At 68.2% G+C, this 23,184-nt stretch carries 20 protein-coding genes; 17 read left to right on the top strand and 3 right to left on the bottom strand.

Annotated elements, in window-relative coordinates:
• The first annotated feature begins 199 nt into the window (after nucleotides 1-199).
• The 9 genes from CMO28_RS11310 (at nucleotide 200) to CMO28_RS11270 (ending at nucleotide 11,533) form a co-directional block, all read left to right on the top strand.
• Nucleotides 200-1,066, top strand: coding sequence for a polysaccharide deacetylase family protein (locus CMO28_RS11310; protein ID WP_296713478.1), 867 nt, complete (start codon nucleotides 200-202; stop codon nucleotides 1,064-1,066).
• 79 nt (nucleotides 1,067-1,145) lie between these two features.
• Complete coding sequence (locus tag CMO28_RS11305; RefSeq protein WP_296713476.1) at nucleotides 1,146-1,739, top strand: TRAP transporter small permease subunit; 594 nt, start codon at nucleotides 1,146-1,148, stop codon at nucleotides 1,737-1,739.
• Nucleotides 1,736-3,019 (top strand): TRAP transporter large permease, encoded by a 1,284-nt coding sequence (locus CMO28_RS11300; protein WP_296713474.1) that lies wholly within the window; start codon nucleotides 1,736-1,738, stop codon nucleotides 3,017-3,019. Before CMO28_RS11305 ends, CMO28_RS11300 begins: the two co-directional genes overlap by 4 nt.
• 65 nt (nucleotides 3,020-3,084) lie before the next feature.
• Nucleotides 3,085-4,131 (top strand): TRAP transporter substrate-binding protein, encoded by a 1,047-nt coding sequence (locus tag CMO28_RS11295; protein ID WP_296713471.1) that lies wholly within the window; start codon nucleotides 3,085-3,087, stop codon nucleotides 4,129-4,131.
• A 15-nt stretch (nucleotides 4,132-4,146) separates the two neighbouring features.
• A complete protein-coding gene (locus CMO28_RS11290) occupies nucleotides 4,147-5,556 on the top strand; it encodes an MmgE/PrpD family protein (protein ID WP_296713469.1) in 1,410 nt (469 codons plus the stop codon).
• A 172-nt stretch (nucleotides 5,557-5,728) separates the two neighbouring features.
• The gene (locus CMO28_RS11285; protein WP_296713466.1) at nucleotides 5,729-6,898 is read left to right on the top strand and encodes an acyl-CoA dehydrogenase family protein; all 1,170 of its coding nucleotides are present in this window, start codon (nucleotides 5,729-5,731) and stop codon (nucleotides 6,896-6,898) included.
• Nucleotides 6,895-8,157, top strand: a complete 1,263-nt coding sequence (locus CMO28_RS11280; protein ID WP_296713464.1) for a CaiB/BaiF CoA transferase family protein — start codon at nucleotides 6,895-6,897, stop codon at nucleotides 8,155-8,157. The genes CMO28_RS11285 and CMO28_RS11280 overlap by 4 nt, the downstream gene beginning before the upstream one ends.
• Nucleotides 8,154-9,248: a CaiB/BaiF CoA transferase family protein gene (locus tag CMO28_RS11275; RefSeq protein WP_296713462.1), complete on the top strand. Its 1,095-nt coding sequence runs from the start codon at nucleotides 8,154-8,156 to the stop codon at nucleotides 9,246-9,248. Before CMO28_RS11280 ends, CMO28_RS11275 begins: the two co-directional genes overlap by 4 nt.
• Before the next feature lie 209 nt (nucleotides 9,249-9,457).
• Complete coding sequence (locus CMO28_RS11270) at nucleotides 9,458-11,533, top strand: methyl-accepting chemotaxis protein (RefSeq protein WP_296713460.1); 2,076 nt, start codon at nucleotides 9,458-9,460, stop codon at nucleotides 11,531-11,533.
• Here the strand turns inward: CMO28_RS11270 and CMO28_RS11265 are convergent.
• Entirely contained in the window at nucleotides 11,511-12,413 is a 903-nt protein-coding gene (locus CMO28_RS11265; protein ID WP_296713458.1) for a DMT family transporter, read from the bottom strand. The two genes, CMO28_RS11270 and CMO28_RS11265, sit on opposite strands and share 23 nt — an antisense overlap.
• A gap of 204 nt (nucleotides 12,414-12,617) precedes the next feature.
• On the opposite strand from CMO28_RS11265, the gene def reads away from it, so the two are divergent.
• Entirely contained in the window at nucleotides 12,618-13,172 is a 555-nt protein-coding gene (def, locus tag CMO28_RS11260; protein WP_296713456.1) for a peptide deformylase, read from the top strand.
• A gap of 31 nt (nucleotides 13,173-13,203) precedes the next feature.
• Here def and CMO28_RS11255 read toward each other — a convergent pair whose 3' ends face one another.
• On the bottom strand, nucleotides 13,204-14,037 hold the full coding sequence (locus CMO28_RS11255; RefSeq protein ID WP_296713454.1) for an SDR family oxidoreductase: 834 nt from the start codon (nucleotides 14,035-14,037) through the stop codon (nucleotides 13,204-13,206).
• Between the two features lie 97 nt (nucleotides 14,038-14,134).
• Here CMO28_RS11255 and CMO28_RS11250 point away from each other — a divergent pair, with 97 nt between their 5' ends.
• The 7 genes from CMO28_RS11250 (at nucleotide 14,135) to CMO28_RS11220 (ending at nucleotide 22,296) form a co-directional block, all read left to right on the top strand.
• Nucleotides 14,135-15,037, top strand: coding sequence for a LysR family transcriptional regulator (locus CMO28_RS11250; RefSeq protein ID WP_296713452.1), 903 nt, complete (start codon nucleotides 14,135-14,137; stop codon nucleotides 15,035-15,037).
• A gap of 450 nt (nucleotides 15,038-15,487) precedes the next feature.
• A complete protein-coding gene (locus tag CMO28_RS11245; protein WP_296713450.1) occupies nucleotides 15,488-16,690 on the top strand; it encodes a pyridoxal phosphate-dependent aminotransferase in 1,203 nt (400 codons plus the stop codon).
• Between the two features lie 83 nt (nucleotides 16,691-16,773).
• Nucleotides 16,774-17,787, top strand: a complete 1,014-nt coding sequence (locus CMO28_RS11240; protein ID WP_296713448.1) for a 3-methyl-2-oxobutanoate hydroxymethyltransferase — start codon at nucleotides 16,774-16,776, stop codon at nucleotides 17,785-17,787.
• 44 nt (nucleotides 17,788-17,831) lie between these two features.
• The gene (locus CMO28_RS11235; RefSeq protein ID WP_296713447.1) at nucleotides 17,832-18,770 is read left to right on the top strand and encodes a diiron oxygenase; all 939 of its coding nucleotides are present in this window, start codon (nucleotides 17,832-17,834) and stop codon (nucleotides 18,768-18,770) included.
• Nucleotides 18,771-18,794: 24 nt separating this feature from the next.
• The gene (locus CMO28_RS11230; RefSeq protein WP_296713445.1) at nucleotides 18,795-19,970 is read left to right on the top strand and encodes a fatty acid desaturase; all 1,176 of its coding nucleotides are present in this window, start codon (nucleotides 18,795-18,797) and stop codon (nucleotides 19,968-19,970) included.
• 32 nt (nucleotides 19,971-20,002) lie between these two features.
• Nucleotides 20,003-21,319: a diaminobutyrate--2-oxoglutarate transaminase gene (gene ectB / locus CMO28_RS11225; protein ID WP_296713444.1), complete on the top strand. Its 1,317-nt coding sequence runs from the start codon at nucleotides 20,003-20,005 to the stop codon at nucleotides 21,317-21,319.
• Nucleotides 21,320-21,366: 47 nt separating this feature from the next.
• The gene (locus CMO28_RS11220) at nucleotides 21,367-22,296 is read left to right on the top strand and encodes a DMT family transporter (RefSeq protein WP_062767280.1); all 930 of its coding nucleotides are present in this window, start codon (nucleotides 21,367-21,369) and stop codon (nucleotides 22,294-22,296) included.
• Here CMO28_RS11220 and CMO28_RS11215 read toward each other — a convergent pair.
• Nucleotides 22,238-23,182, bottom strand: a complete 945-nt coding sequence (locus tag CMO28_RS11215) for a ketopantoate reductase family protein (protein WP_296713441.1) — start codon at nucleotides 23,180-23,182, stop codon at nucleotides 22,238-22,240. The two genes, CMO28_RS11220 and CMO28_RS11215, sit on opposite strands and share 59 nt — an antisense overlap.
• Nucleotides 23,183-23,184: the final 2 nt, after the last annotated feature.

Raw genomic sequence — 23,184 nt, 5'->3', positions numbered from 1 at the left:
ACGCCTCCTGGCCTTTGCGGTTCCCGGTCACCGCCCCTTGCGTGTGGTTGCGCGGGCTGGCTTTACCCCCGCGCGAGGTGCAGCGGTTTCCGGCCGCCGATTGTGGCGGGGCGTGCTGCGGCGTGCAAACAATCGGTTGACATCATGCCGCCACGGTCCGAGAGTTGTCCGGACAAATAACACATGCAGGGGATCTGGGATGAGCTTCCGTTGGCCGAACGGCGCGCGGCTCGCGATGTCGATCGTCGTGAACGTCGAAGAGGGTGCGGAGATGTCGATCGCCCGCGGCGACAAGGGCCCCGAACCGGTCGACGAGCTGGGCGTGTCGCTGAAGATTCCGATCCGGAATTACGGCAACGAAAGCAATTACGACTACGGCATCCGCGCCGGAGCGCCGCGGGTGCTGAAGCTGCTGGACCGCTACGGCTTCAAGGTGACCTTCACGGCCGCCGCCACCGCGCTGGAACAGGCGCCGGAGCTGGCGAAGGCGATCGCAGAGGGCGGCCACGAGGCCTGCTCGCATGGCTGGCGCTGGATCCATCAGTTCAGCTATGGCGAAGAGCGCGAGCGGGAGTTCGTGAAGAAGGCGATCGCCAGCATCGCGGCCACCACCGGCACCCGCCCCCATGGCTGGCTGTCGCGCTACATGCACACGCCCTTCCTGCGCAAGACGCTGGCCGAGGAAGGCTTCGTCTATCACATGGACGATTACAGCGACGACGTGCCGCGCTGGGATGTGGTGGAAACCGCCCGGGGCCCGAAGCCGATCGTGATCATGCCCTATGCGCTCGACACCAACGACATGAAGTTCTGGCTGGCGCCGGGCTATACCCCGCAGCAGTGGCTGGACTATGCGATCGCCACTTTCGAGCAGCTGTACGAGGAAGGTGCCGAGGCACCGCGGATGATGTCGCTGGGCCTGCATCTGCGCATCATCGGCCGCCCGGGCCGGATATGGGCGCTCGACCGCTTCATGGCCCATGTGGCGAGCCGCCCCGATGTCTGGGTGACCAGCCGGCTCGACATGGCCCGCCACTTCGCCGCCGAGGTTCCGCCGCCGGTCTGAGGTCGGCCGCCACGGTCACCCGCTTCGCCCCCGCAGCCATCGGCCGCACGCGCGGCCAAGCCGAAGGAGGCCGGCCCTCATGACCCTCATCATCCGTCTGTCGCGCTGGTCCGCCTGGATCGCCGGCATCCTGGTCCTGGCGGCCGGCCTGCTGATCGCCGGCGACGTGATCGCCCGCAACATCTGGTCGACCAGCCCCTTCTACAGCTTTGAAATCTCGCGCTATCTGTTCGGCGCCACGGTCGCCTTCGGCCTGTCCTTCGCGCTGGTCGAACGTGCCCATATCCGCATCGACCCGCTGGTCAAGCTGACCCGCGGGCGGCTGCGGTCGCTGATGGACGTCTTCGCCATCCTCGCCACCGTACCGGTGGCCGGTGCCATCGCCTGGTATGCCTGGGACCTGACCGTTCAGAGTGCTGAGCTGGGCGCCATCTCCAATTCCCCGCTCGGGCTGCAACAATGGATCCCGCAGGCGATCTGGGCGGCCGGTATGACCTGGTTCGCGCTGATCGCCGCAGGGCTCGCCGTGCTCGCCCTCATCGCCCTCGTCCGCGGCCGAGATGCCGAGGTTGGCCGCATTGCCGGCCTGCCCGATTTCGGTGGCGAAGGCGCCGAGGTCGCCCATGATCTCGACGCCGCACGCGGCGATCTTCAGATGGAGGCCGCAAGATGATCGGCGTCGCAGGCGGTTCCCTTCTGATCCTTCTGGCGCTGGGCCTGCCGGTCGGCGTGGCGCTCGGCATCCTGGCGGTGATCCTTGGCGATCTCTACGGCTTCCTGTCGCCGCTGCCGGCGCTCGGCGACATCATGTGGGGGGCCTCGACCGACTTTCTGCTGACCTCGGTGCCGATGTTCATCCTGATGGGTGAACTGCTGCTGCGCTCGGGCGTGGCCGCTGAAACCTATGACGGCATCGACCCCTATGTCAGCCGCGTGCCCGGCGGCATCATGCACACCAACATCGCCTCCTGCGCGCTGTTTGCCGCCACTTCCGGCTCATCGGTCGCGACCGCGGCCACGATCAGCACGCTGGCGGTGCCGAACATGAACCGGCTGGGTTACAACCCGTCGCTGTTCCTGGGGTCGCTCGCGGCCGGCGGCACGCTGGGCATCCTGATCCCGCCCTCGATCAACATGATCCTCTATGGCGTGCTGGCAGACGTCTCGGTGGGCGATCTCTATGCCGCGAGCATGCTGCCGGGGCTGCTGATGGCGGCGCTGTTTTCCGGCATCATCGCCGTCTCCTGCCTGATCAACCCCGCCCTCGCCGGCCGGTCGACCGGCAACCGCCCCACGCTCAAGGGGCTGCTGGGGCTGCTGCCGATCCTGGTGCTGTTCGCGCTGGTCGTGGGCTCGATCTATGCCGGGCTCGCCACGCCCACCGAAGCCGCGGCGCTGGGCCTGCTCGGCGCCTTCGCCATCGCCGCTGCCCGTCGCAGGCTGGACCGCGCCACCCTGCTCGCCGCCTTCGAAGGCACCGCACGCACCACGGCCATGGTCATGTTCATCGTGCTCGCGGCCTATTTCCTCAACTTCGTCATGGTCAATATCGGCCTGACCACGGCCGTCACCGGCCTGATCGCCGATCTCGACCTGTCGCCGTTGATGATCCTGGGCGCGATCGTGCTGCTCTATCTGATCCTCGGCTGCTTCATGGACACGCTGTCGATGATGATCGCCACCACGCCGATCATCGTGCCGATCGTGGTTCAGGCCGGGTTCGATCCGCTGTGGTTCGGCGTCGTCTTCGTGATCCTGATCGAAGCGGCCCTGATCACGCCCCCCGTCGGCATGAACCTGTTCATCGTCCAGGCGGTGCGCGGCGGCGGGCCGTTCCGCGACGTGGTCGCCGGCTCCCTGCCCTTCCTCTTCGTCATGATGGCGATGATCGTGCTGCTGATCATCTGGCCCGATCTCGCCCTCTGGCTGCCGGCGGCCTTCAAGGGCGGGTGACAACCCGCCCGGCCGTCGCCTCTCGTCAAGCATCAGGCCCATCAAGAACAACGGAAACCGACACCATGACAGGGAAAGCCATTGCCGCCGGCGCGGGGGTCTGCCTCGTGCTAGCCGCCGGGGCGGCCGTCGCCCAGGATCTGCCCAAGACCGACATCACCGTGATCGGCAATCTGGGCATCACCACCCAGAGCCGCCAGATCGAGGCGCCGTTCTGGACGAAGGAACTGCCCGAGGCCTCGGGCGGGGCGATCTCGGTCAACTTCAAGCCCTGGAACGAGCTTGGCCTGAAGGGGCCCGAGGTCTTCCGGATCCTGAGCCGCGGCCAGGCGCTGATCGCCACCGCGCAGCTCGGCCATCATGCCGGTGACGCGCCGATCAACGACGGCACCGACCTCGCCGGCCTGTCGCCCGACATGGCCACTTTCCGCAAGGTCTCGGAGGCTTTCCGCCCGGCGCTGAACGATGCCCTGAACAGGAAATTCGGCATCGAAATCCTGACCATGCAGTCCTTCCAGAGCCAGATCCTCTACTGCCGGAGCGAGATCAAGGGCCTCGCGGATCTGAAGGGCAAGCGTATCCGCACCTCGGGTGCCTCGCAGGGCGATTTCGTCAGCTATTTCGGCGGCTCGCCGGTCGACATGGCCTTCGGCGAGGTGCAGCAGGCGCTGGCCCAGGGCACGATCGATTGCGCGATCACCGGCACACTCGGCGGCTACAGCGCGAAGTGGAACGAGGGCGCGCGCTATCTCTACACCCTGCCGATCAATTACGGCGCCGGCGTCACCGCCGCCAATATCGCCGGCTGGAAGAAGCTGCCCGAAACCGTCCAGACCTTCATCACCACCGAGCTCGACAAGGCCAATGAGCGGATGTGGCAGCTGAACATGGACGAAGACGCCATGGGCATCGCCTGCAACACCACCGGCCCCTGCCCGCTGGGGGAACCCGCCGGCATGACCCGCGTCGACCCGGGGCCCGAGGACGAGGCCCTGCGCCGCAAGGCGCTGATCGAGGCGGTGCTGCCCAAATGGGCCGCACGCTGCGGTGCCGACTGCGTGGCGGACTGGAACGCCACCGTCGGCAAGGTCGTCGACATGCAGATCAAGTAATCAGCGGAGCCCCTCATGACCGTCGCCTCCCCGCCCGCCCTGCCGGCCGATATCGTCGATGCCTTCGCAACGCATGTGGCGCGCACCCGTTACGAGCATCTGCCGCCGCTTGCCGTGGCCAAGGCCAAGACCTTCCTGCTCGACACCATCGGCGTCGGGCTGGCCGGCACCTCAGGCCCCCATTTCGCCCGCATCTCCCGGGCGGCGGAGGCCTGGGGCCGGGGCGAGGAGGCGACGGTCTGGGGCAGCGGGCTGAAATTGCCCGCCCCCTCGGCCGCGATGGTGAATGCCTATCTGATCCATTGCCTGGAATATGACTGCGTGCATGAACGCGCCGTCGTCCACCCGATGGCAACCATCCTGTCGGCCTTCTTCGCCTGGGCGGAGCGATCCGGCGGTCGCGGCCGGCCGGTGGACGGCCGCCAGTTGCTCACCTCGCTTACGGTCGGCGTCGACATGTCGGGTCTGCTGGGATCCGCCACCACGGCGCCGATCCGCTTCTTCCGTCCGGCGGTGGCCGGCGGCTTCGGCGCGGTCTCGGCCATCGGCAGTGCCGCGGGCTTTACCGCCGCCCAGATGGCCGATGCCTACGGCATCCAGTACGGGCAATGCGCCGGCACGCTGCAACCCCATGCCGAAGGCTCGGGCCTGCTGCCGCTGCAGATCGGCTTCAACGCCCGTGCCGCCATCACCTCGGCCGATCTGGTCGAGGCGGGTTTCGACGGGCCGCATGACGTGCTCACCGGCCAGTATGGCTATTACAACCTGTTTGAGCTGGGCCAGTATACGCCCGAGGTCATCCCCGACGAACTGGGCCGGGTCTGGCAGATCGCCCGGTTGTCGCACAAACCCTTCCCCAGCGGCCGGCTGACCCATGGCGCGCTCGACGGGCTGCGTCAGGTGATGGCCGAGGGGATCACCGCCGCCGACATCGCCTCGGTCGAGATCCAGGCGCCGCCGCTGGTGAAGCGGCTGGTCGGCCGGCCCGATCTGGACAATCCGCCGGCCAATTACGCCAAGCTCTGCCTGTCCTTCGTGGCCGCCACTCTGCTGCTGCGCGGCCGGGTCGACGTGCCCGAATTCGCCGGCGACACGGTGCTGAACGACCCCGAAATCCATGCCTATGCCAGGCGGATCAGCGTGGTCGACGACGGCAATCCGGATCAGAACGCGCTGGCCCCGCAGCGGGTGATCGTCCGCCTGACATCGGGCGGCACCAGGGTGATCGACCTGCCCGAAGTCTATGGCCATCCCGAGGCCCCGCTGACCGATGCCGAGAACCGCGCCAAATTCGCCCGCTGCTGCGGCTGGGCGGTGCCGCCGGTGCCGGATGCCCGCCGCGCCGAAATCGAGCGCATGGTCGATCAGATCGAGGACGTCACCGATGTCGGCCAGATCGCGAAGCTGATGGTTTCGGACGGCTGACCACCGCCTGTCCCCCGGCGCCGGCAGGGCTTTGCACCGCATGCAGCGGTCGGGCATTGACGGCGCCGTTTTTCGGACCATAATTTGTCCGGACATTTAAAGTCGACCCCTTGGCGCCCCGGACGGCGCCGCCCCCAAAGCCGCTCCAGGCCCCCTTCGAAAGACCCGAGACATGGTTGACCAGACCACCGCCGCTGCCGCCGACACCGAGGACGGCGAGATCCTCGCCACGATCGACAAGTGGCTCGCCCGCGATGTGCGGCCCCATGTGCTGAAGCTCGATCATGCCGATGAGTACCCGCACGAAATCGTCGCCCAGATGAAGGAGCTGGGCCTGTTCGGCGCCACCATTCCGGTCGAATATGGCGGGCTGGGCCTGAACGCGACGACCTATGCGAAGATCGTCGAGACCATCGCCCAGACCTGGATGTCGCTGTCGGGGATCATCAACAGCCATCTGATCATGTCGGCCTGCGTCGCCCGCCAGGGCACGCCCGAACAGAAGGCGTATTACCTGCCGAAGTTCGCGACCGGCGACCTGCGCGGCGGCCTGGCGCTCACCGAGCCCGATGCCGGCACCGATCTTCAGGGCATCCGCACCCGGGCGCGGCGCGATGGCGACCACTATATCGTCAACGGCACCAAGACCTGGATCACCAACGGCATCGAAGGTTCATGCTTCGCGCTGCTGGTGAAGACCGACCCCGAGGCGAACCCGCGCCACAAGGGCATGTCGATGTTCATCGCCGAGAAGGGCCCCGGCTTCACGGTGTCGAAGAAGCTGGAAAAGCTGGGCTACAAGGGCATCGATTCGGCCGAACTGGTCTTCGAGGACTATCGCATCCCGGCCGACCGGCTGATCGGCGGTGTGGAAGGCCAGGGCATGCAGGCGGCGCTGGGCGGGCTGGAGCTTGGCCGGATCAACATCGCCGCCCGTGGCTGCGGCCTGGCCGCCGCCTCGCTGAACGATTCGGTGCGCTATGCCCAGATCCGCAAGACCTTCGGCAAGCCGATCTGCGAGCATCAGGCGATCCAGCTGAAGCTGGGCGAGATGGCGACCCGTCTGCAGGCGGCACGGCTGCTGACCTATGATGCTGCCCGCGCCTATGACCGGGGCGAGCGCTGCGACATGGAAGCCGGCATGGCGAAGTATTTCGCCTCGGAGGCCGCGGTCGCCAACAGCCTGGAGGCGATGCGCATCCATGGCGGCTATGGCTATTCCAAGGAATATGATGTGGAGCGCTATTTCCGCGACGCGCCGCTGATGTGCATCGGCGAGGGCACCAACGAGATCCAGCGCATGATCATCGCCAGGCAGCTGATCGCGCGGAACCCGGCATGACCATCGGCGGCGACATCCCCACCGCCGCCACCCCGACCGGCCCGGCCGCGGACGATGATCGTCCGCTGGCCGGCGTCCGGGTGCTGGCGATCGAGCAGTACGGGGCCGGCCCCTTCGCCAGCCTCTATCTTTCCGACATGGGCGCCGAGGTCATCAAGATCGAGCCCACGCCTTCAGGCACGCAGAAGGGCGGCGACAGCGCCCGCCAGAGCGGCCCGCATTTCCTGGGCGAGAACGACAGCCAGTTCTTCCAGACCTTCAACCTGGGCAAGCGCAGCATTGCGCTCGACCTCAAATCTCCCGCCGGCCGCGCGGTGTTCGAAAAGCTGGTCGGAACCGCCGATGCGGTGATGAACAATCTGCGCGGCGACCAGCCCGACAGGCTCGGCATCACCCATCAGGCGCTGAAGGCGGTCAAGCCGTCGATCGTCTGCGCCCATCTGTCGGGCTATGGTCGCAGCGGCCCGCGCGCGGCCTGGCCGGCCTATGACTATCTGATGCAGGCCGAAGCCGGCTTCATTGCGCTCACCGGAGATCCCGAAGGCGGCGGCACCCGCATGGGTCTGTCGGTGGTCGACTATCTGACCGGGCTGACCACCGCCTTCGCGCTGACCTCGGCCCTGTTCGGCGCCATGCGCACCGGCCGCGGCCGGGATGTCGACGTCACCCTCTACGACGTCGCCGTGCACCAGCTGACCTATCCGGCGATCTGGTATCTGAACGTGGGTACCACCACCGAACGGCGGCCGCGCGGCGGCCATCCCGCGGTCGTGCCCTGCGAGCAGTTCCCGGTGGCGGATGGGGCGATCTATGTGATGTGCATGCTGCCCAAATTCTGGCGCGCGCTCTGCGAGATCACAGGCCTGCCCGATCTTGCCGCCGATCCGCGCTTCGCCGACGTGCCGTCGCGTTTCCGCAACCGCGATGCCCTCGCCGCCATCCTGGATCCGGTTTTCGCCACCCGGACCATGGCCGACTGGGTGGCCGCCTTCGCGGGCCGGCTGCCGGCGGCACCGGTGCTCTCCCTCGCCCAGGCGCTGGACAACCCGTTCCTGGCCGAACGCGGCGGCATCCAGAACGTCGACCATCCGGCAAAGCCGGGCATGCGGGTGCTCTCCAACCCCATCCGGCTGGACGGGGCGGTGATGAAGGCAAGGCCCGGCCCCGGGCTCGGTGCCGATACCGATGCGCTGCTGGGCGAGCTTGGCTACGATCCGGCCGCGATCGCCGCCCTGCGTGCCGAAGGGGCCGTGGCATGAAGCTTCAGGGCATCAAGGTCGTCGACCTCTCGCTGTTCCTGCCCGGCCCGTATCTCACCATGGTCATGGCCGATCACGGTGCCGAGGTAATCAAGGTCGAGCCGCCGTCGGGGGAGCCGACCCGTGACATCGGCGCCAAGGCCGGCGGCACCAGCGTCTGGTTCCGCAACACCCATCGCGGCAAGCGCTGCGTCACGCTCGACCTCAAACATCCCGACGACAAGGCGCGGCTGTTCGAAATGCTGGCCGAGGCCGATGTGATGGTCGAAGCCTTCCGCCCCGGCGTCGCCGCCCGTCTCGGCATCGATTACGAGACGGTGAGGGCGATCAACCCGCGCATCGTCTATTGCGCGATCTCGGCCTTCGGCCAGACCGGCCCTGATCGCGACCGCCCGGCCCATGACATCGCGGTCGAGGCGCTGGCCGGCGTGCTCAGCCTCAATCTGGGTCAGGACGGCAAGCCCACCCATCCGCATATCCCCGTCGCCGATGCCAATGCGGCCCTGCTGGGCCTGGCCGGCGTGCTGATGGCCCTGCTGCGGCGGACGACCACCGGGCGCGGCGACTATATCGACATGGCGATGCTGGATGCGACCATGGCCTGGCTGCCCAATGCCACCGGTGACCTGTTCTCGACCGGTCGGCCGCCGGTGGTGAAGGAACAGCGCCAATGGGGCGGCGGCTCGTTCTATCAGATCTACGAAACCGCCGACGGCCACCACATCGTGCTGGGCGGCAGCGAGCATAAATTCGTCGAAACCCTGCTCAAGGCGCTCGGCCGCGAGGATCTGATCCCCGCCGCCTCCAGCCCGCCCGGCCCCGCCCATGCCGAGACCACGGCATTCCTGCGCGGTGTTTTCCGCACCCGCAGCCGGGCCGATTGGGAAGCCTGGTTCGAAGGCCGCGACGTGTGTTTCGCCCCCCTCCTCGACCTGGCCGAGGCCTTCGCCCGGCCGCAGGTTCAGGCCCGCGAGATGCTGATCCGCGATGCCGAGGGCAATCTCCATGTCGGCACGCCGATCCGCTTCCTGGACGAGCCCGGCCGTATCGACACCAGGGTCCCGGCGCGGGAGCCCCTCCCCCCACGCTGACCGGCCCCGGTCGCGCGCAGCCGGTCCGGGTCCGGCTGCGTGTTACAGCCCGGACGGCGGCGTGTTGAGAGCGTCGCGCCGCCGCCCGGGCTGCCTTTCCGTCAGGGTTTCATGGCACGACACCATTAACACCCACGTAACCACCTGCTTCCTAAACTCAGCTACGGCCGTAGAAACACAACCAGGCGGCGCCGGGCGGGGGATGCGGGATGTTCAAGACATCGATTTCGGGGCTGTTGACCACTATCCAGCTCGCTATGCTGGCCGGCCTGCTGGCCGCCGCCTCGATCCTGGCGGCCAATGCCTGGTGGGATCGGGCCGCGGCCGAACGGGTGGTGGATGCCGCCCGCACCGACCGGGCACTGTTCGCGGGCGTGATCGACACCCGCGCACAGATCGCCGCCGTCCAGACCGCCCTGCTCACCGAAGACGCCCCCCAGACCACGATCTCCCGGGTCCGCGACAAGGCCGATGCCGCTGCGGCCGGCGCCGTCGATTTCGCCCGGCGCATGACCGGGGACGAGGCCCGCCGCGGCACCGAGGCCGTCACCGCCGCCATTGCCGCGATGCAGGCGAAGCGGGCCACCATCGATACCCTTGCCGCCCGGCCGCGGGATCAGCGCCAGCTGTCGGACAGCTCCCCCTGGCGCGAGAGCGTCTATGCCAGCGTCAATGCCATGCTCGCCCTGTCCGACCTGATCGGCGACGAGCTGCGCATGACCGATCCGGCGATCGCCGAGCTGGTCCAGATCCGCCGCTTCGCCTGGCAGCTGCGTGACCAGTTCGGCGGCCAATGCTCTCTCCTCCGCCCGCTGGTCGCCACCAGCACGCCGATCCCGCCCGAAACCCGCACCACCTGGGCCGCCGGCATCGGCGGCTGGCGGGCCGCACTTGCCGGCATCGATGCCCTGATCGCCCGCCCCGGTGCCCCCGCGGCGGTCGTCGCCCGGGTGGGGACCGCGCGCGGCCAGGTGACCGACACCCAGGCGCGCATGGATGCCCTGGTCGCCGGCCTCGACGGCAGCGGCACGGCGGCCATGGAGGCACGGGCCTACACGGCGATGTGCAACGGCCCCTTCGACGCCATTCTGGCGATCAGCACCGCAGCCCTCGACGAAGCGGTCCGGCTGGCGGAAGACCGACAGTCGGTCGCCACCCGCAATCTCGGCCTCACCCTGGCCGGGCTGGCGCTCGCGCTTGCGCTGTCGGTTCTGGGCCTGGTGGTGATCGCCCGCCGCTTCCGTCGGCCGATGTCGACCCTGATGACCGCGGTCGGCCGGCTGGGCGGGCGCGATTTCGAAACCCCGGTCCCCGCGCCACGCCATCCCGATGAAATCGGCCGGCTCGCCATCGCGCTCGAAGATCTGCGGGTCAGCGCCCGCGAGGCCGAGCGGCTGGAAGCCGAAGCCGCCGCCGCCCGGGCCCGCGACATCGCCCGCGCCGAAACCATCCGCGATCTCAGCCGCAGTTTCGAGGGAGAGGTGACCGCGGCACTCGCCGGCATCAGCCATGCCGGCCGCACGCTCAGGAACACCGCCAGCCATATGCGTGCGCTGGCCGATGCCGCCAGCGAACGTGCCACCACCGGCGCCGGGGCCACCGCCGAGGCGGCCTCCAGCGTGCAGACCGTCGCCGCCGCCACCGAGGAACTCGCGGCCTCGATCTCGGAAATCAGCGCCCGCGTCCAGGCCAGCGCCACCGGAGCACGAGAGGCGGTGGATCAGGTGGCGGCCACCGGTCGCAGCTTCGATGCGCTGGTCGAAGCGGCGCGGCGGATCGGCGATGTCGTCGGGCTGATCACCGACATCGCCGCCCAGACCAATCTTCTGGCGCTCAATGCCACGATCGAGGCGGCCCGCGCCGGAGAGGCCGGCAAGGGCTTCGCGGTCGTCGCCTCCGAGGTGAAGAACCTCGCCAACCAGACATCGAAGGCGACCGAGGAAATCACGGCGCTGGTTGCCGACATCCAGCGCCGCACCGGCGAGGCCGCCGGATCGATGGATCAGGTCCAGGCCGCGATCCGCAGGGTCGACCAGGACAGTGCCGCCATCGCCGCCGCGGTGGAGGAACAGGGTGCCGCCACCGGCGAAATCTCGGGCTCGGTCCAGCAGGTGGCGACCGCCACCGGCGAGGTTCAGGACATCATCGCCGAGGTCGCCCGGTCCAGCGGCGAAACCGGCCGGGCCGCGACCGAGGTCACCGGCTCGGTCGAAGAGGTGGTTCACGAACAGGAGGTGCTGCAACGGGCGGTGGGCGACTTCCTCAGCCGCGTGCAGCAGGCCTGATCACCAGCGCGATCCCGCCCAGCACCGCCACCGACACCACGACCAGATGCCAGGTGATCGCCTCGCCCAGCAGCATCGTGCCGCCGAGCGCCGCGATCACCGGCACCGACAGCTGGACCGAGGCCGCTTGTGCGGCGCCCAGCGCCGGCAGCACCGCATACCAGACGGCGTAGCCGAGGCCCGAGGCGACGGCACCCGAGGCGACCGCGAGCGCCACGCCCTGCAGATCGATCTCCATCCGCAGCAGCGCCGGCACCAGCAGCAGCACCGCCAGCGGCAGGCTGCGCATGAAATTGCCCGCGGTGGTGGCCAGCGGGTCGCGGCTCCGCCGGCCGATCAGCGAATAGGCGCCCCAGGCGGCACCGCTCGCCAGCATCAGCACCGCCGCAATCGGATCGGGCGCCTGCGCACCCTGATCTGGTATCTGCACCCCGGGGGCAAGCAGCGCCACCAGCCCGCCCGCGGCCAGCATGATCCCCAGCCATTGCAGCGGCCGCAGCCGCTCGCCGCGGATCAGCCCGGCCGCGATCATCGTCACCTGCACCGCCCCGAACAGCAGCAGCGCCCCTGAAGCGGCGGGCAGGCCGACATAGGCGAAAGAGAAGGCGGCCGCATAGGCCGACAGCGCCGCGGCCCCTGCCCAGGATCCTGGCCAGGATCCGGGCCAGAATCCGCGCCAGACGCCCCCGCCGGTCCGCCGGCCTGCTCGGAGACAAAGCCACAGCATCACCGCGCCTGCGGCCAGCCGGATGCCGGTGAAGGCGGCGGGATCGATCGCGGTCCGGTCCAGCGCCCAGCGGCACAGCACCGAATTGGCCGCAAAGGCGATCATCGCCACCACCGTCCAGCCGATGATGCGGGGGCGATCGCCCGCGATCATGGCAGCACGCCCGGCGCCAGCCGGGGTCCTGCCGATACACCTCGATCATGGCAGAGCACGGCATTCAACATCGGCGACCCTCCCATATGGTTGCACCGGGGCCCGAAGCGGGGGCAGGCTGCGGGGATGCCGGCTTGCGATGCGGCCGCCATCGTGGCACATCCTGGCCACGCCGTCCGCCCTTCCGGTCTCAGGAGCCCCCCGATGCCCGTCCGCCCGATCGTGATGTTTCCCGACCCGCGCCTCACCTCGCCCGCGGCCGAGGTCACCAGCTTCGACGCCGCCCTCGCCGCGCTGGCCGACGACCTGCTGGACACGATGCGCGACGCCCCCGGCATCGGCATCACCGCGCCGCATCTGGGCCTTCTGCATCGCCTGGTGGTGATCGAACTGCCCAATGACGCGGAAGCCGGGGACGCGGAAGCCGGGGACGCGGAAGCCGGCCACCCGGTAGGCGTGCGCATCTATGTCAACCCGCGCATCACCTGGTCGTCGGACGACACCGTGATCCACGAAGAAGGCAGCATCTCCATGCCCGGCGTCAGCGAAGAGGTGGAACGCCCGGCGCGCATCCGCCTCACCTGGCAGGACCTGACGGGTGCTGCACACGAGGCCGAGGCCGACGGCCTGCTCGCCATCTGCCTGCAGCACGAAATCGACCAGCTGGACGGCATCTTCTGGACCCGCCGCCTGTCCAAGCTCCGCCGCGACCGGCTGCACAAGCGCTATGAAAAGATGAGGAAGGCGGGCAGCCGGTAAGGGCAAGGGATCAGGCCGCCGCCGCCACCCATCAGAGATCCGGACGATCGGCCGACTCCGCCACCTCCTTCTGGGCGGCAAGGGCGGCCAGGCGCGCCGAAAGCGCCGCCGAGACCGAGGCATGGGCCGTGCTGCCCAGGGTCAGCCGCAGCGGCGGGGCGGCACTTTCGGCCGCAGCGATCATCGCAGCCACGGTTCGGGCCGCATCGCCCTTCACCACGAAACTGCCATCGCCGATCGCGCGCCGCACATCGCCGGCGGGTGTCTGCTCATAGACATCCAATGCATCGGCGCGCACGAGGTTCGCCCCGAAATTCGTCGCCGTGGGGCCGGGTTCGGCGATGATGAAATCGATCCCGAAGGGCTTCACTTCCTGGGCGACCGATTCGATGAACCCTTCGATGCCCCATTTGGTGGCGTGATAGAGGCTGAAGCAGGGATAGGCGATCTGCCCGCCTTCAGACGAGACCTGCAGGATGCACCCGCCGCCCTGGCGACGGAGATGCGGCAGGGCAGCGCGGATCAGGTGGATCGATCCTGCGAGGTTGGTGGCGATCTGCCGGTCGATCTGCGCGGTCGTCAGCTCTTCGGCGGCGCCGAACAGACCATAGGCCGCATTGCTGACGACGACGTCGATCCGCTTGTGCCGGCGGAACGCATCGTCAATGGTGCCATAGATGTCCGACACCGCGGTCAGATCGAGCCGAACGACGTCGAGACGGTCCCCGTACTGCCGCTGCAAATCCGACAGCAGATCCGCCCGGCGCGTGGTGGCGACGACACTGTCGCCTTTTGCAAGAAGCTGCCGTGCCATGTCGAGGCCGAGCCCTGAGGATGCCCCGGTGATGACCCATGTTTTCGTCATGAGGATTACCTTTCTGGTGGTCATCTCCAAGGTAGATCGGGCTTATTGGTGAGATAAGATTTCCAGGATGGGATGACCTGGTGAGGAAATTTCACATATGACGCGCCCCAGCCTGAACGACCTCGCCGCCTTCGCGGCCGTGGCCGGCCACCACAGCTTTCGCAAGGCCGCCGACGCCATGGGGGTGTCGCGTTCGGCGCTCAGCCACACCATCACCGGGCTGGAGCGGAAGCTGGGCATCCGCCTGCTCAACCGCACCACGCGCAGCGTGTCGCTGACCCCGGCCGGCGCGCAGCTGCTCGAACGGCTCGATCCGGTTCTTCAGGATCTCGACCAGGCGCTCGATGCCCTCTCGGATGCGCGTGGGGCACCGCGGGGCGTGCTGCGGATCAATGCCAACAAGAGCGGCGCTGAATTCCTTCTGAACCAGGTCGTCCCGCGTTTCCTCGATCTGCATCCCGAGGTCGAGCTGGATCTGGTCTCCGAGGGCCGGCTGATCGACATCGTCGAGCACGGGTTCGATGCCGGCGTGCGCCTTTTCGAGGCCGTACCGCGGGACATGGTCGCGGTGAAATTCGGCGGCGATATCCGCTTCATCGCGGTTGCAGCCCCATCCTATCTCCAGACCTGCGAACCGCCCCAAACCCCGGACGACCTTCCGGCCCATGCCTGCATCCGCCAGCGCCTGCCGAGCGGAAAGCGCTATCGATGGGAGTTCTCAAGACACGGAGCCGAAGTCACCATCGACGTCCCGGGCACCCTCACCCTCGACGACAACGATCTTCTGGTACAGGCCGCGGCGGCCGGACACGGCATTGCCTATGTCCCGGAATCCGTCGCCCGGGCCCGTCTGGCGTCGGGGCAGCTGGTGACCGTCCTCGACCCCTGGTGCCCACCGATACCCGGTCTCGCGCTCTACTACCCCCGCAACCGGCACATGCCGGCGACGCTTCGGGCGTTTATCAATGTGATGAAGAGCACCGACAAAGGGGGGCGCTGACGCCGGGGTGGGGCAGGTCATCGTCTGGCCCACCCATCCCCCCCCGCCATCGCCACCCTGCCCACCGCCTCCAGCTCCGCCCGGCCGGCCGGATGCGCGGGCTGGCTCACCTTGTGAGACACGCGCCCGCTCCCGGCAGGACGGCCGGCGGTCTGCATCTGCAGATCGCTGCGGTCGTCGCCACCGCCCGACCTCTCTCCGTCTTTCAACGGACTCAATCGGCTACCGCGCTGCGTCACAGGCGCAGATCCGGCATGCCGGCCAGATCGTTTTTTCAGATCACTTCATGATAACTTCATCGTCGGACATTCTATACAAATAGGATTGCATTTTGATTCTTTATCCATCGGTCAGAATCTGTTTGAAGCAATTTTTAAGCTGTGATTTATATCTTGAGGATAAATTTAAGACATGAACTAACGTATAACGAGAAAATAGGGGAGGAGACCGATGGGCTCCTGCAACGACGCGCTCGACGGCACGCCGTTTTCGGTGTTCGAAGACCTGGAGCGGCGGATCCGGGCCGCAGGTCACGACCGGCCGCACCGCCTGCATCAGGGCAAGACCACCTTCCAGCCCGCCGCCTCGCTGGCAGAGTGGCCGGCCGGCGCTTTCGAGCTGGAAGCGCATCATCACGCCAGCCCGGCCGGCATCGCCGGTCTCACCCGCCGGATTGCCGAGGTGGAAACCGGCCGGCTCGGCAGGACGGTGACGGCCGGCGATGTGCTGGTGACCTGCGGCGCCAGCCATGCCATCCATCTGGTGCTCGCCGCCGTCACCCGCCCGGGCGACGAGGTGATCATCCTGTCGCCGCAATGGCTGTTCGCGGTGGGGCTGGTCCGGGCCGCCAACGCGGTGCCGGTCGAGGTGCCGGTCTTCGTCGATCTCGCCGCGGATGCCTCCTTCGATTTCCTGTCGCGGGTGGAAGCGGCGATCGGGCCCCGAACCCGGGCGATCTACTTCAACACCCCGAACAATCCGACCGGCTATTCCATGACGCCGGCACAGCTCTCAGGGCTGGCCGCCCTGGCGGAGGCTCATGATCTCTGGCTGATTTCCGACGATGCCTATGAAAACTATGATTTCTCGGATCACGGCTTCACAGAGATCTCGACCCTGGACCGGGCGGCAGACCGGACCTTCCAGGTTCACTCCTTCAGCAAGAGCTACATCATGCCCGGCTATCGGGTCGGCTATCTGGTCTGCCCGCCGGGCATGGCCGACCGGCTGCGCAAATACGGGCTCTATTCGGTCTATTCCATCGCCACGGCCTCGCAATACGGCGCCTTTCAGGCCCTGAACGAGGATCCCGCCCGTCTGGCGCGCCGCCATGCCGATGTCCGGCGTGTCCGCGACATCACCCTCGACCTTCTCGCCGTGCCGCATACCGGCATCATGGGCGGCTTCTATACCTTCCTCGACCTCGGCGGCGAGACCGCAGCCGATACCGACGCCTTCATCGACCGGTGCATCGCCCAGGGCGTGACCCTTGCCCCGGGGACCGCTTTCGGCACCGGGTTCGACCGTTATGCCCGGCTCTGCTTCACCGCGGTGACCGAAGCCGATCTGCCCGCAGCGCTCAAGACCATCAATCAGGTCCATGCCGCGCTTCAGGGGCGGAGCCTGCGCCCGCAGCGGAGCGCGGTGGCCTGAACGGACCGCCCTTCCGCCCCCCGTCCTTCAAAAAATCCATCCATCCGGATGTCCTGTCCTTTCAAGACCGGAGACGCACCCCCATGTCCGACGTCATCGCACGCATCGACCGTCAGCGCGCCGCCCGTCTGGCCGCCCCCCATTTCCCCGGCCTCAAGATCAATCTCTATCGCGGCTACGAGGTGGAGGGCGTCGCCCGCGCCCTGGCCGACAATCCCGAGCTTGCCCGCCATGCCCGCGTCGAATCGGTCATGGTGGCCGATTCCTATCTGATGACCCATCTGGGCCGGTCGTCGACCATTCTGTCGGCAGCATCGGAACAGCAGCTGTTTCTGGACGTCATGGTGTCGCTGGTGGCCGAAGCCGCGGCGGCGATGGCCGGCTGCTTCACCGGCAGGGATGCCCCCTATCTGGTGGCGGACATGCCCGATGGTGCCGCGGAAACGCCTGAAGATGCCCTGCGCAATGCCGACCGCATGCTGCGGGCCGGGGCGGATGTGGTGAAGATCGAGGTCACCTCGGATGCGCGCTGCACCGTGATCGAGGCCCTGACCGCCGCAGGCGTGCCGGTGATGGCGCATCTGGGCTACACCCCCCAGGGCGGCCATCAGAGCCGGGTGGGCCGGACCGCCGACGAACTGCTCGACCTGTTCACCCGTGCCCGGCGGGTGCGGGATGCCGGTGCCACCAGCCTGGTGATCGAAAAGGTCAGCCGCCTCGCCAACGAGCTGTTGAGCCGGCCGGACCCGGCCGGGCTCAAGACCTATGCCATCTTCTCGGGCCGGGCCGCGAATGGCGGCCAGTCGCTGAATGTGTGGGATTCGGTGTTCCGGGCCCCCGCCAATACCCGCTTCTTTCCGCCCACCGGCACCCGGGACCGCGGCGACTATCCCGCGGCCTATACCGTGGCCGTGATCGCCGACCACATGGCCCGGCTGATGCGCATGACCGCCGAGGGTGCCTTCCCGCGCGATCCGGCCGGCGACCTCGATGCGGCACTTGAGGCGGAGCTGCGCGAGATCACGCCCTGGGCGGACCAGGCAACGCCGCTGCGGCCGGTGATGGCGGGGGCCGCAGCCCTTGCCGGCATCGCCTGATCGCCCCGCCCCCACCTGCACCAGAGCACGGAGGCACGCCCCCCATGTTCCCTTCAGCCACCGATGCGCCGGCAGCACGCGCCTTCGCGCGCAGCTGGGCGCGCCGGGCCAGCGTGCGCCGGCACGGGCACGACGTCGCCGCGGAAGACGACGGTTACGACCCCTCGCTTCCCGACTATCCGATCGAGATGGTGCCCTTCCGCGACCACGACGCATTTCGCCAGGCATCGCCCGATCAGGTGCAACGGGTTCTGACGCTCGCCTGGCTGGTCTACAACCAGCGCACCATCACCGCCGAAGAGCGGATCGCCAACCCCGCCTTCGCGCTGGTGAAGGATGGGCGCCTTCCCGGGCTGGACGGGCTGGACATGCATCAGGCGGTTCTGCAGTCGCTGATCGACGAGCATTTCCACACGCTGATGCATCTGACCGCGATGCATGCCACCTGCAGGCGGCGCGGCCTGGCCGCACCGCCGGTCTTTCCCGATGCCATCACCTATCGCAGCCTGTGTCATAGCCTGGCCGGGCTGGACGATCAGGCCGACCGCGATCTTGCGGTCTTCGCCTATGCGGTCGTCGCCGAGATCAGCGTCAATGCCTATCTGGATCTGATCGCGAAGAACGACCGGATCCAGCCGGCCCATACAAGGGTCGCGGCCATGCACAACCATGACGAGTTCATGCATGCCTCGCTGCTGATCGATGTCGCGGCCGCCGCCCACGCGGCCATGAACGACCGGCATCGCCGACGGTTCGTGGAGCTGCTGCCCCAGGCGCTCACCGCCTTCGCCGCCCATGATTTCAGCGCCTGGAACACGGTTCTGACGCTGGCCGGCATCCCCGATGCCGACCGGATCGTGCGCGAGACCGCCGAGGCGCGGCGCGGCACGGCGCTGCTGCGCGACTATTCCGGCCTGCGGCGCCTTGCGGTGCAGCTCGACATCCTGAACGACCTCGATTTCGACTTCGGCCCCGCCGCCTGACCGGCGGGGCCTCGGGAGGAAGACATGCCCTTCACACCGCCTGCCCTCACACAGGACCAGCTTGCGGATCTGCGCATCGCCCTGCTGCTGTTCGTGATCGCCCTGGGTCTCAGGCTGGTCGACCACCGACGCTATCGCGACACCGCGCGGGTGCTGCGGGCCCTGCGCCTTACCGCCATCCAGGCACCCCACACCCCCTATTTCGAAAAACGCGACGACCGGATTTTCGCGGTCCTGCCCTATGTCTGGTTGTGGCTGGACGTGATTGCCGCCCAGTTCGTTGCCCGGGCGGTCGATCACTGGGCGGGCTATCTGGTCCTGGCCCTGGTGGTCGCCGGCCGGTTCCGGGGCCTGCAGGAGGTGGGGCACATCGCCGTCCATGGCGGGCTGTGCGCCTCGAAACCCTTTCAATGGGCGGTGGCCGATCTGGCCTTCACCTGGCCGCTCGGCAAGGCGCGGATGGCCGTGCGCCATGTCAATCACTGCCGGCGGCACCACCCCAACCCGAACCGGCCCGACGAGGACCCGAACCTCATCCGCTTCGCCGCCGTCGGCTTCGTGCCGGGGCTGAGCCGCACGGGCTTCGCCGTCAAGCTGCTGCACCCGCTGCTGCCGGCCGGATGGGTGGAAACGATGACGACCCTTGCCCACGACCTGACCAGCGACCGGGGCTGGCGGCTGGCGGCCCGGCTTGCGGTCATGGCCGGTGTGGCCGGGGCCATGGCGGCCGCCTTCGGCTGGCAGGGCCTGGTTTTCGGTCATCTGGTGCCGCTGCTGCTGATCTATCCGCTGTTTTCGTGGATCTCGGTCATCGCCGAGCATCGCTGGTATGCCCGGGCCGACAGCGGGCGCCGGATGACCGACGAATGCACCAATGGCCGGCCCACGGATTATTCCGGGATCTCGGGCTGGATCGTCCGCCAGTTCGTGTCGCCCTATACCGACAGCTGGCATCTCGCCCATTCGCTTTATCCCTTCGCACGCTGGAACCATCTTCCGGCGATCGACGCAGCGCTGAAGGCGCCCAATCCCGATTATGCCCGCCATCTCAGCCATGGCCTGCTCATCCCCGGCCGCGGCCGCCCCTCGGCACTTTCCGAGCTGCGGGAACGCATGTGCGGCAATGCCACCGGTGATCTGGCGGACTGGGCCGCCCCTCCCCTCAGCCCCCCGCCTCTCGCCGGCTCCGATCCTGCGTGATCCCGATCCGCCATCGTCAGGACCCCTGCGCCATGCCCGACACGCTTCCTGCCACCGCTGCCCCCGTCCCGGCCGACACCGATGCCGGCATCTATGATCGCCTGGAATCCTCGGTCCGGGTCTATTGCCGAAAGTTCCCGGTCAGCTTCGTCCGTGCCCGCGATCACATCCTCTGGGATGCCGAAGGCCGCAGCTATATCGATTTCTTCGCCGGGGCCGGCGCCCTGAATTACGGCCACGCCAATATCGAAATCACCCGCGCCCTGATCGCCTATCTGGAAAGCGGGGCCCTGACCCACGGGCTCGACCTGCACACGCCGGCCAAGGCCGCCTTTCTGGAGGCCTTCGAGCGGATCATTCTCGGGCCGCGGGGGCTGGACTACCGCGTGCAGTTCACCGGACCCACCGGGTCGAACGCAGTCGAGGCGGCGCTGAAGATCGCGCGCAAGCGGACCGGGCGGCCGGGCATCGTCGCCTTCACCAACGGCTTCCACGGCATGAGCCTTGGCGCCCTTGCCGCCACCGGCAACGGCGCCAAGCGCGGCGGTGCCGGGGTGGCGCTGCAGGGGGTGGCCCGCATGCCCTTCGACGGCTATCTGGGCCCCGACGGCGACACCATCCTCTGGCTTGAGCGTATGCTGGCCGACCCGGCAAGCGGGCTCGACCGGCCGGCGGCCTTTCTGATCGAGACGGTGCAGGGCGAAGGCGGCATCAATGTCGCCGGCACCGCCTGGCTGCAGCGGCTTCAGGCGCTGGCGCGGCGCGAGGACATCCTGCTGATCGTCGACGACGTCCAGGCCGGCTGCGGCCGGACCGGCCGGTTCTTCAGCTTTGAAGAGGCGGGGCTGGTGCCCGACCTGGTCTGCCTGTCGAAATCGATCGGGGGCGGCCAGCCGATGGCCCTGGTCCTGATCCGTCCGGATCTGGACCGTCAGTCACCTGGGGAGCATACCGGCACCTTCCGCGGCAACAACCTGGCCTTCGTGGCCGGCCGTGTCGCGCTGGAGTTCTGGGCGCGCAACAGCTTTCTCGACCGGCTGAACGACAATTGCAGCCGGGTGGCCGAGGCGATGAGAACGTTTTGCGCGCATTACAATGATGCTGGTATCTCATCGCGTGGGCGCGGTATGTTGCACGGGCTCGTCATGCCCACGGGCGAGATCGCGACCCGGGTTCAGCGTGCAGCCTTTGCCGACGGGTTGATGATCGAAACCTGCGGGCCAACGGGCGAGGTCGTCAAGATCATGCCACCACTGACCATCGCGGAAGACGGGCTGCGCCGCGGCCTGGCCATTCTCGATCGCGCCGTTTCCGGCGCCCTGGACCGGTCGCCGGCGGGCCTGGCCTGACGATGAGCAGGGGCCCGAGGCCCCATCACGGCCCGACGGAGACAGGCATGGACCACCCTACCCCCCAGGATGTTCGCCGCGGCGGCATCGGCTATGCGACCACCATGATCCTGTCCGGCACCATCGGACTGGTGGTGGTCGCCGCCGATCAGCCTTCGATCAACGTCGTCTTTTTCCGCTGCGTGATCGCCTCGGCGATTCTTGGAGCCTTCTGCCTGGCCACCCGCCGGTTCACGCCCGACTTCTTCACCCGCGGGCCGCTGATCGCCACCTTCGTCGCCGGCACGGCCCTGGTCGCGAACTGGGTGCTTCTGTTCGAATCCTATCGCCATGTGCCGATCGGCATCGCCACGGTGGTGTTCCATCTGAAGCCGTTCATCCTGCTGCTCTATGGCCAGCTGCTGCTGGGCGACCGGATCACCTGGCCCAAGCTGTTCTGGATGACCACCGGCTTTCTGGGCTTTCTCGCCATCGCCCGGCTGGACCGCATCGATGGCGGCCTGGCCGGGGACGGCTATCTTCTGGGCATCGGCCTCGCCCTCGGCGCAGCCCTGCTCCAGCCGATTTCCACGGTGGCGATCCTGAAATCGCTGAAACCGTTCTCGCCCTATGTCATCGCGCTCGGGCAGTTCGTGCTCGGCATCCTGTTCCTGGCGCCGCTTCTGGAAACCGGCGATCTGCCGGTCACCGCCGTGCAATGGGGCTGCCTCGCCATCCTGGGCATCGTGCATACGGTGGTGATGTACAGTCTGATGTACATGTCCCTGCCCCGCATCCGCACCGCGCTGATCGCGATTCTGCAGTTCCTCTACCCGGTCACGGCCCTGGTCGTCGACTATGTGGTCTTCGACACGGTGCTGGATCTGCATCAGGCACTGGGCGTGGCCGCCATCATGCTCGCGATCCTGGGCACCAGCCTCAACTGGACGCCGGCGGCGCTTTTTCGCCGGGCAGCCCACCACCAGAAAAAGGCTTAAGCGCGGCATAGATGCAGGACTGGACGGGGGTATCGATGCCGGTCGCAAGGCCGGCGCGGTGGATGGTGCCCGCAATCCAGTTCACTTCCAGCCGGCGGCCGCGCTCCAGATCCACCAGCAGCGACGGCTTCAGCGCCGGTGACTTGCCGGCCATGACCGCGGCGGTGCGGGCCTCCAGATCATCCGGCACCGCCACCCCCAATGCGCGCGCCACCGCCGACGCCTCGGCGATCGCCCGGGTCAGCAGGCCGGCGGTCAGCGGGTCGTCGCGCAGCGGCCCCAGCGGCAGGCGGGTCAGTGCGGTCACCCCGCTCGATGCCGAGAAGAAGGTGAATTTCTCCCAGAGTGCCGCCTCGATATCCGGGGCCTCCACCACGTCGAGCCCGGCGCGGCGGCCGAGATCGGCAATGGCCGCCATCGCCGCCGGCGGTGCGGCCCGGCTGCCCAGATCCAGCCGTGCATGTGCGCCGGTGTGCAGCACCACCCCGGGCGCCTCGATCCGGGCCGAGACATAGGCGGCAGCCGCCGCCACCCGCTCCGGCCCCAGGATCCGGGCCGCCATCGCCGGGGCGTCGACACCGTTCTGAACCGTCACCAGCACGCCGCCCTCGGCCAGCATGGGTGCTGCGGCCGCAACCGCCGCTTCCACGTCATACAGCTTCACCGCCAGGATGATCAGATCGGCCGGCCCCGCCGCCCGCGGATCGGCAGCGGCACGCACGGCGACCCTTTCCTCTCTACCGCCCGAGACCAGGGTCAGGCCGTCGCGCGCCATGGCCTGGAGATGGGCGCCGCGCCCGACAACCGAGACATCGGCCCCCGCCCGGGCAAGGCAGGCGGCGAGATAGCCGCCGAGCCCGCCGGCCCCCATGATCATGACGCGCATTT

Origin of the sequence: Tistrella sp. (genome assembly GCF_002684955.1) — a bacterium.
GTDB classification, from domain to species: Bacteria; Pseudomonadota; Alphaproteobacteria; order Tistrellales; family Tistrellaceae; genus Tistrella; species Tistrella mobilis.
Note: the sequence above shows the minus strand (reverse complement) of the source record. Positions and strands in the feature narration are given on the sequence as shown.

Excerpts from the sequence above, each read along its gene's own strand:
- CMO28_RS11310 (WP_296713478.1), top strand. The coding sequence starts at position 200 with ATGAGCTTCCGTTGGCCGAACGGCGCGCGGCTCGCGATGTCGATCGTC.
- CMO28_RS11305 (WP_296713476.1), top strand. The coding sequence starts at position 1,146 with ATGACCCTCATCATCCGTCTGTCGCGCTGGTCCGCCTGGATCGCCGGC.
- CMO28_RS11300 (WP_296713474.1), top strand. The coding sequence starts at position 1,736 with ATGATCGGCGTCGCAGGCGGTTCCCTTCTGATCCTTCTGGCGCTGGGC.
- CMO28_RS11295 (WP_296713471.1), top strand. The coding sequence starts at position 3,085 with ATGACAGGGAAAGCCATTGCCGCCGGCGCGGGGGTCTGCCTCGTGCTA.
- CMO28_RS11290 (WP_296713469.1), top strand. The coding sequence starts at position 4,147 with ATGACCGTCGCCTCCCCGCCCGCCCTGCCGGCCGATATCGTCGATGCC.
- CMO28_RS11285 (WP_296713466.1), top strand. The coding sequence starts at position 5,729 with ATGGTTGACCAGACCACCGCCGCTGCCGCCGACACCGAGGACGGCGAG.
- CMO28_RS11280 (WP_296713464.1), top strand. The coding sequence starts at position 6,895 with ATGACCATCGGCGGCGACATCCCCACCGCCGCCACCCCGACCGGCCCG.
- CMO28_RS11275 (WP_296713462.1), top strand. The coding sequence starts at position 8,154 with ATGAAGCTTCAGGGCATCAAGGTCGTCGACCTCTCGCTGTTCCTGCCC.
- CMO28_RS11270 (WP_296713460.1), top strand. The coding sequence starts at position 9,458 with ATGTTCAAGACATCGATTTCGGGGCTGTTGACCACTATCCAGCTCGCT.
- CMO28_RS11265 (WP_296713458.1), bottom strand. The coding sequence starts at position 12,413 with ATGATCGCGGGCGATCGCCCCCGCATCATCGGCTGGACGGTGGTGGCG.
- def (WP_296713456.1), top strand. The coding sequence starts at position 12,618 with ATGCCCGTCCGCCCGATCGTGATGTTTCCCGACCCGCGCCTCACCTCG.
- CMO28_RS11255 (WP_296713454.1), bottom strand. The coding sequence starts at position 14,037 with ATGACGAAAACATGGGTCATCACCGGGGCATCCTCAGGGCTCGGCCTC.
- CMO28_RS11250 (WP_296713452.1), top strand. The coding sequence starts at position 14,135 with ATGACGCGCCCCAGCCTGAACGACCTCGCCGCCTTCGCGGCCGTGGCC.
- CMO28_RS11245 (WP_296713450.1), top strand. The coding sequence starts at position 15,488 with ATGGGCTCCTGCAACGACGCGCTCGACGGCACGCCGTTTTCGGTGTTC.
- CMO28_RS11240 (WP_296713448.1), top strand. The coding sequence starts at position 16,774 with ATGTCCGACGTCATCGCACGCATCGACCGTCAGCGCGCCGCCCGTCTG.
- CMO28_RS11235 (WP_296713447.1), top strand. The coding sequence starts at position 17,832 with ATGTTCCCTTCAGCCACCGATGCGCCGGCAGCACGCGCCTTCGCGCGC.
- CMO28_RS11230 (WP_296713445.1), top strand. The coding sequence starts at position 18,795 with ATGCCCTTCACACCGCCTGCCCTCACACAGGACCAGCTTGCGGATCTG.
- ectB (WP_296713444.1), top strand. The coding sequence starts at position 20,003 with ATGCCCGACACGCTTCCTGCCACCGCTGCCCCCGTCCCGGCCGACACC.
- CMO28_RS11220 (WP_062767280.1), top strand. The coding sequence starts at position 21,367 with ATGGACCACCCTACCCCCCAGGATGTTCGCCGCGGCGGCATCGGCTAT.
- CMO28_RS11215 (WP_296713441.1), bottom strand. The coding sequence starts at position 23,182 with ATGCGCGTCATGATCATGGGGGCCGGCGGGCTCGGCGGCTATCTCGCC.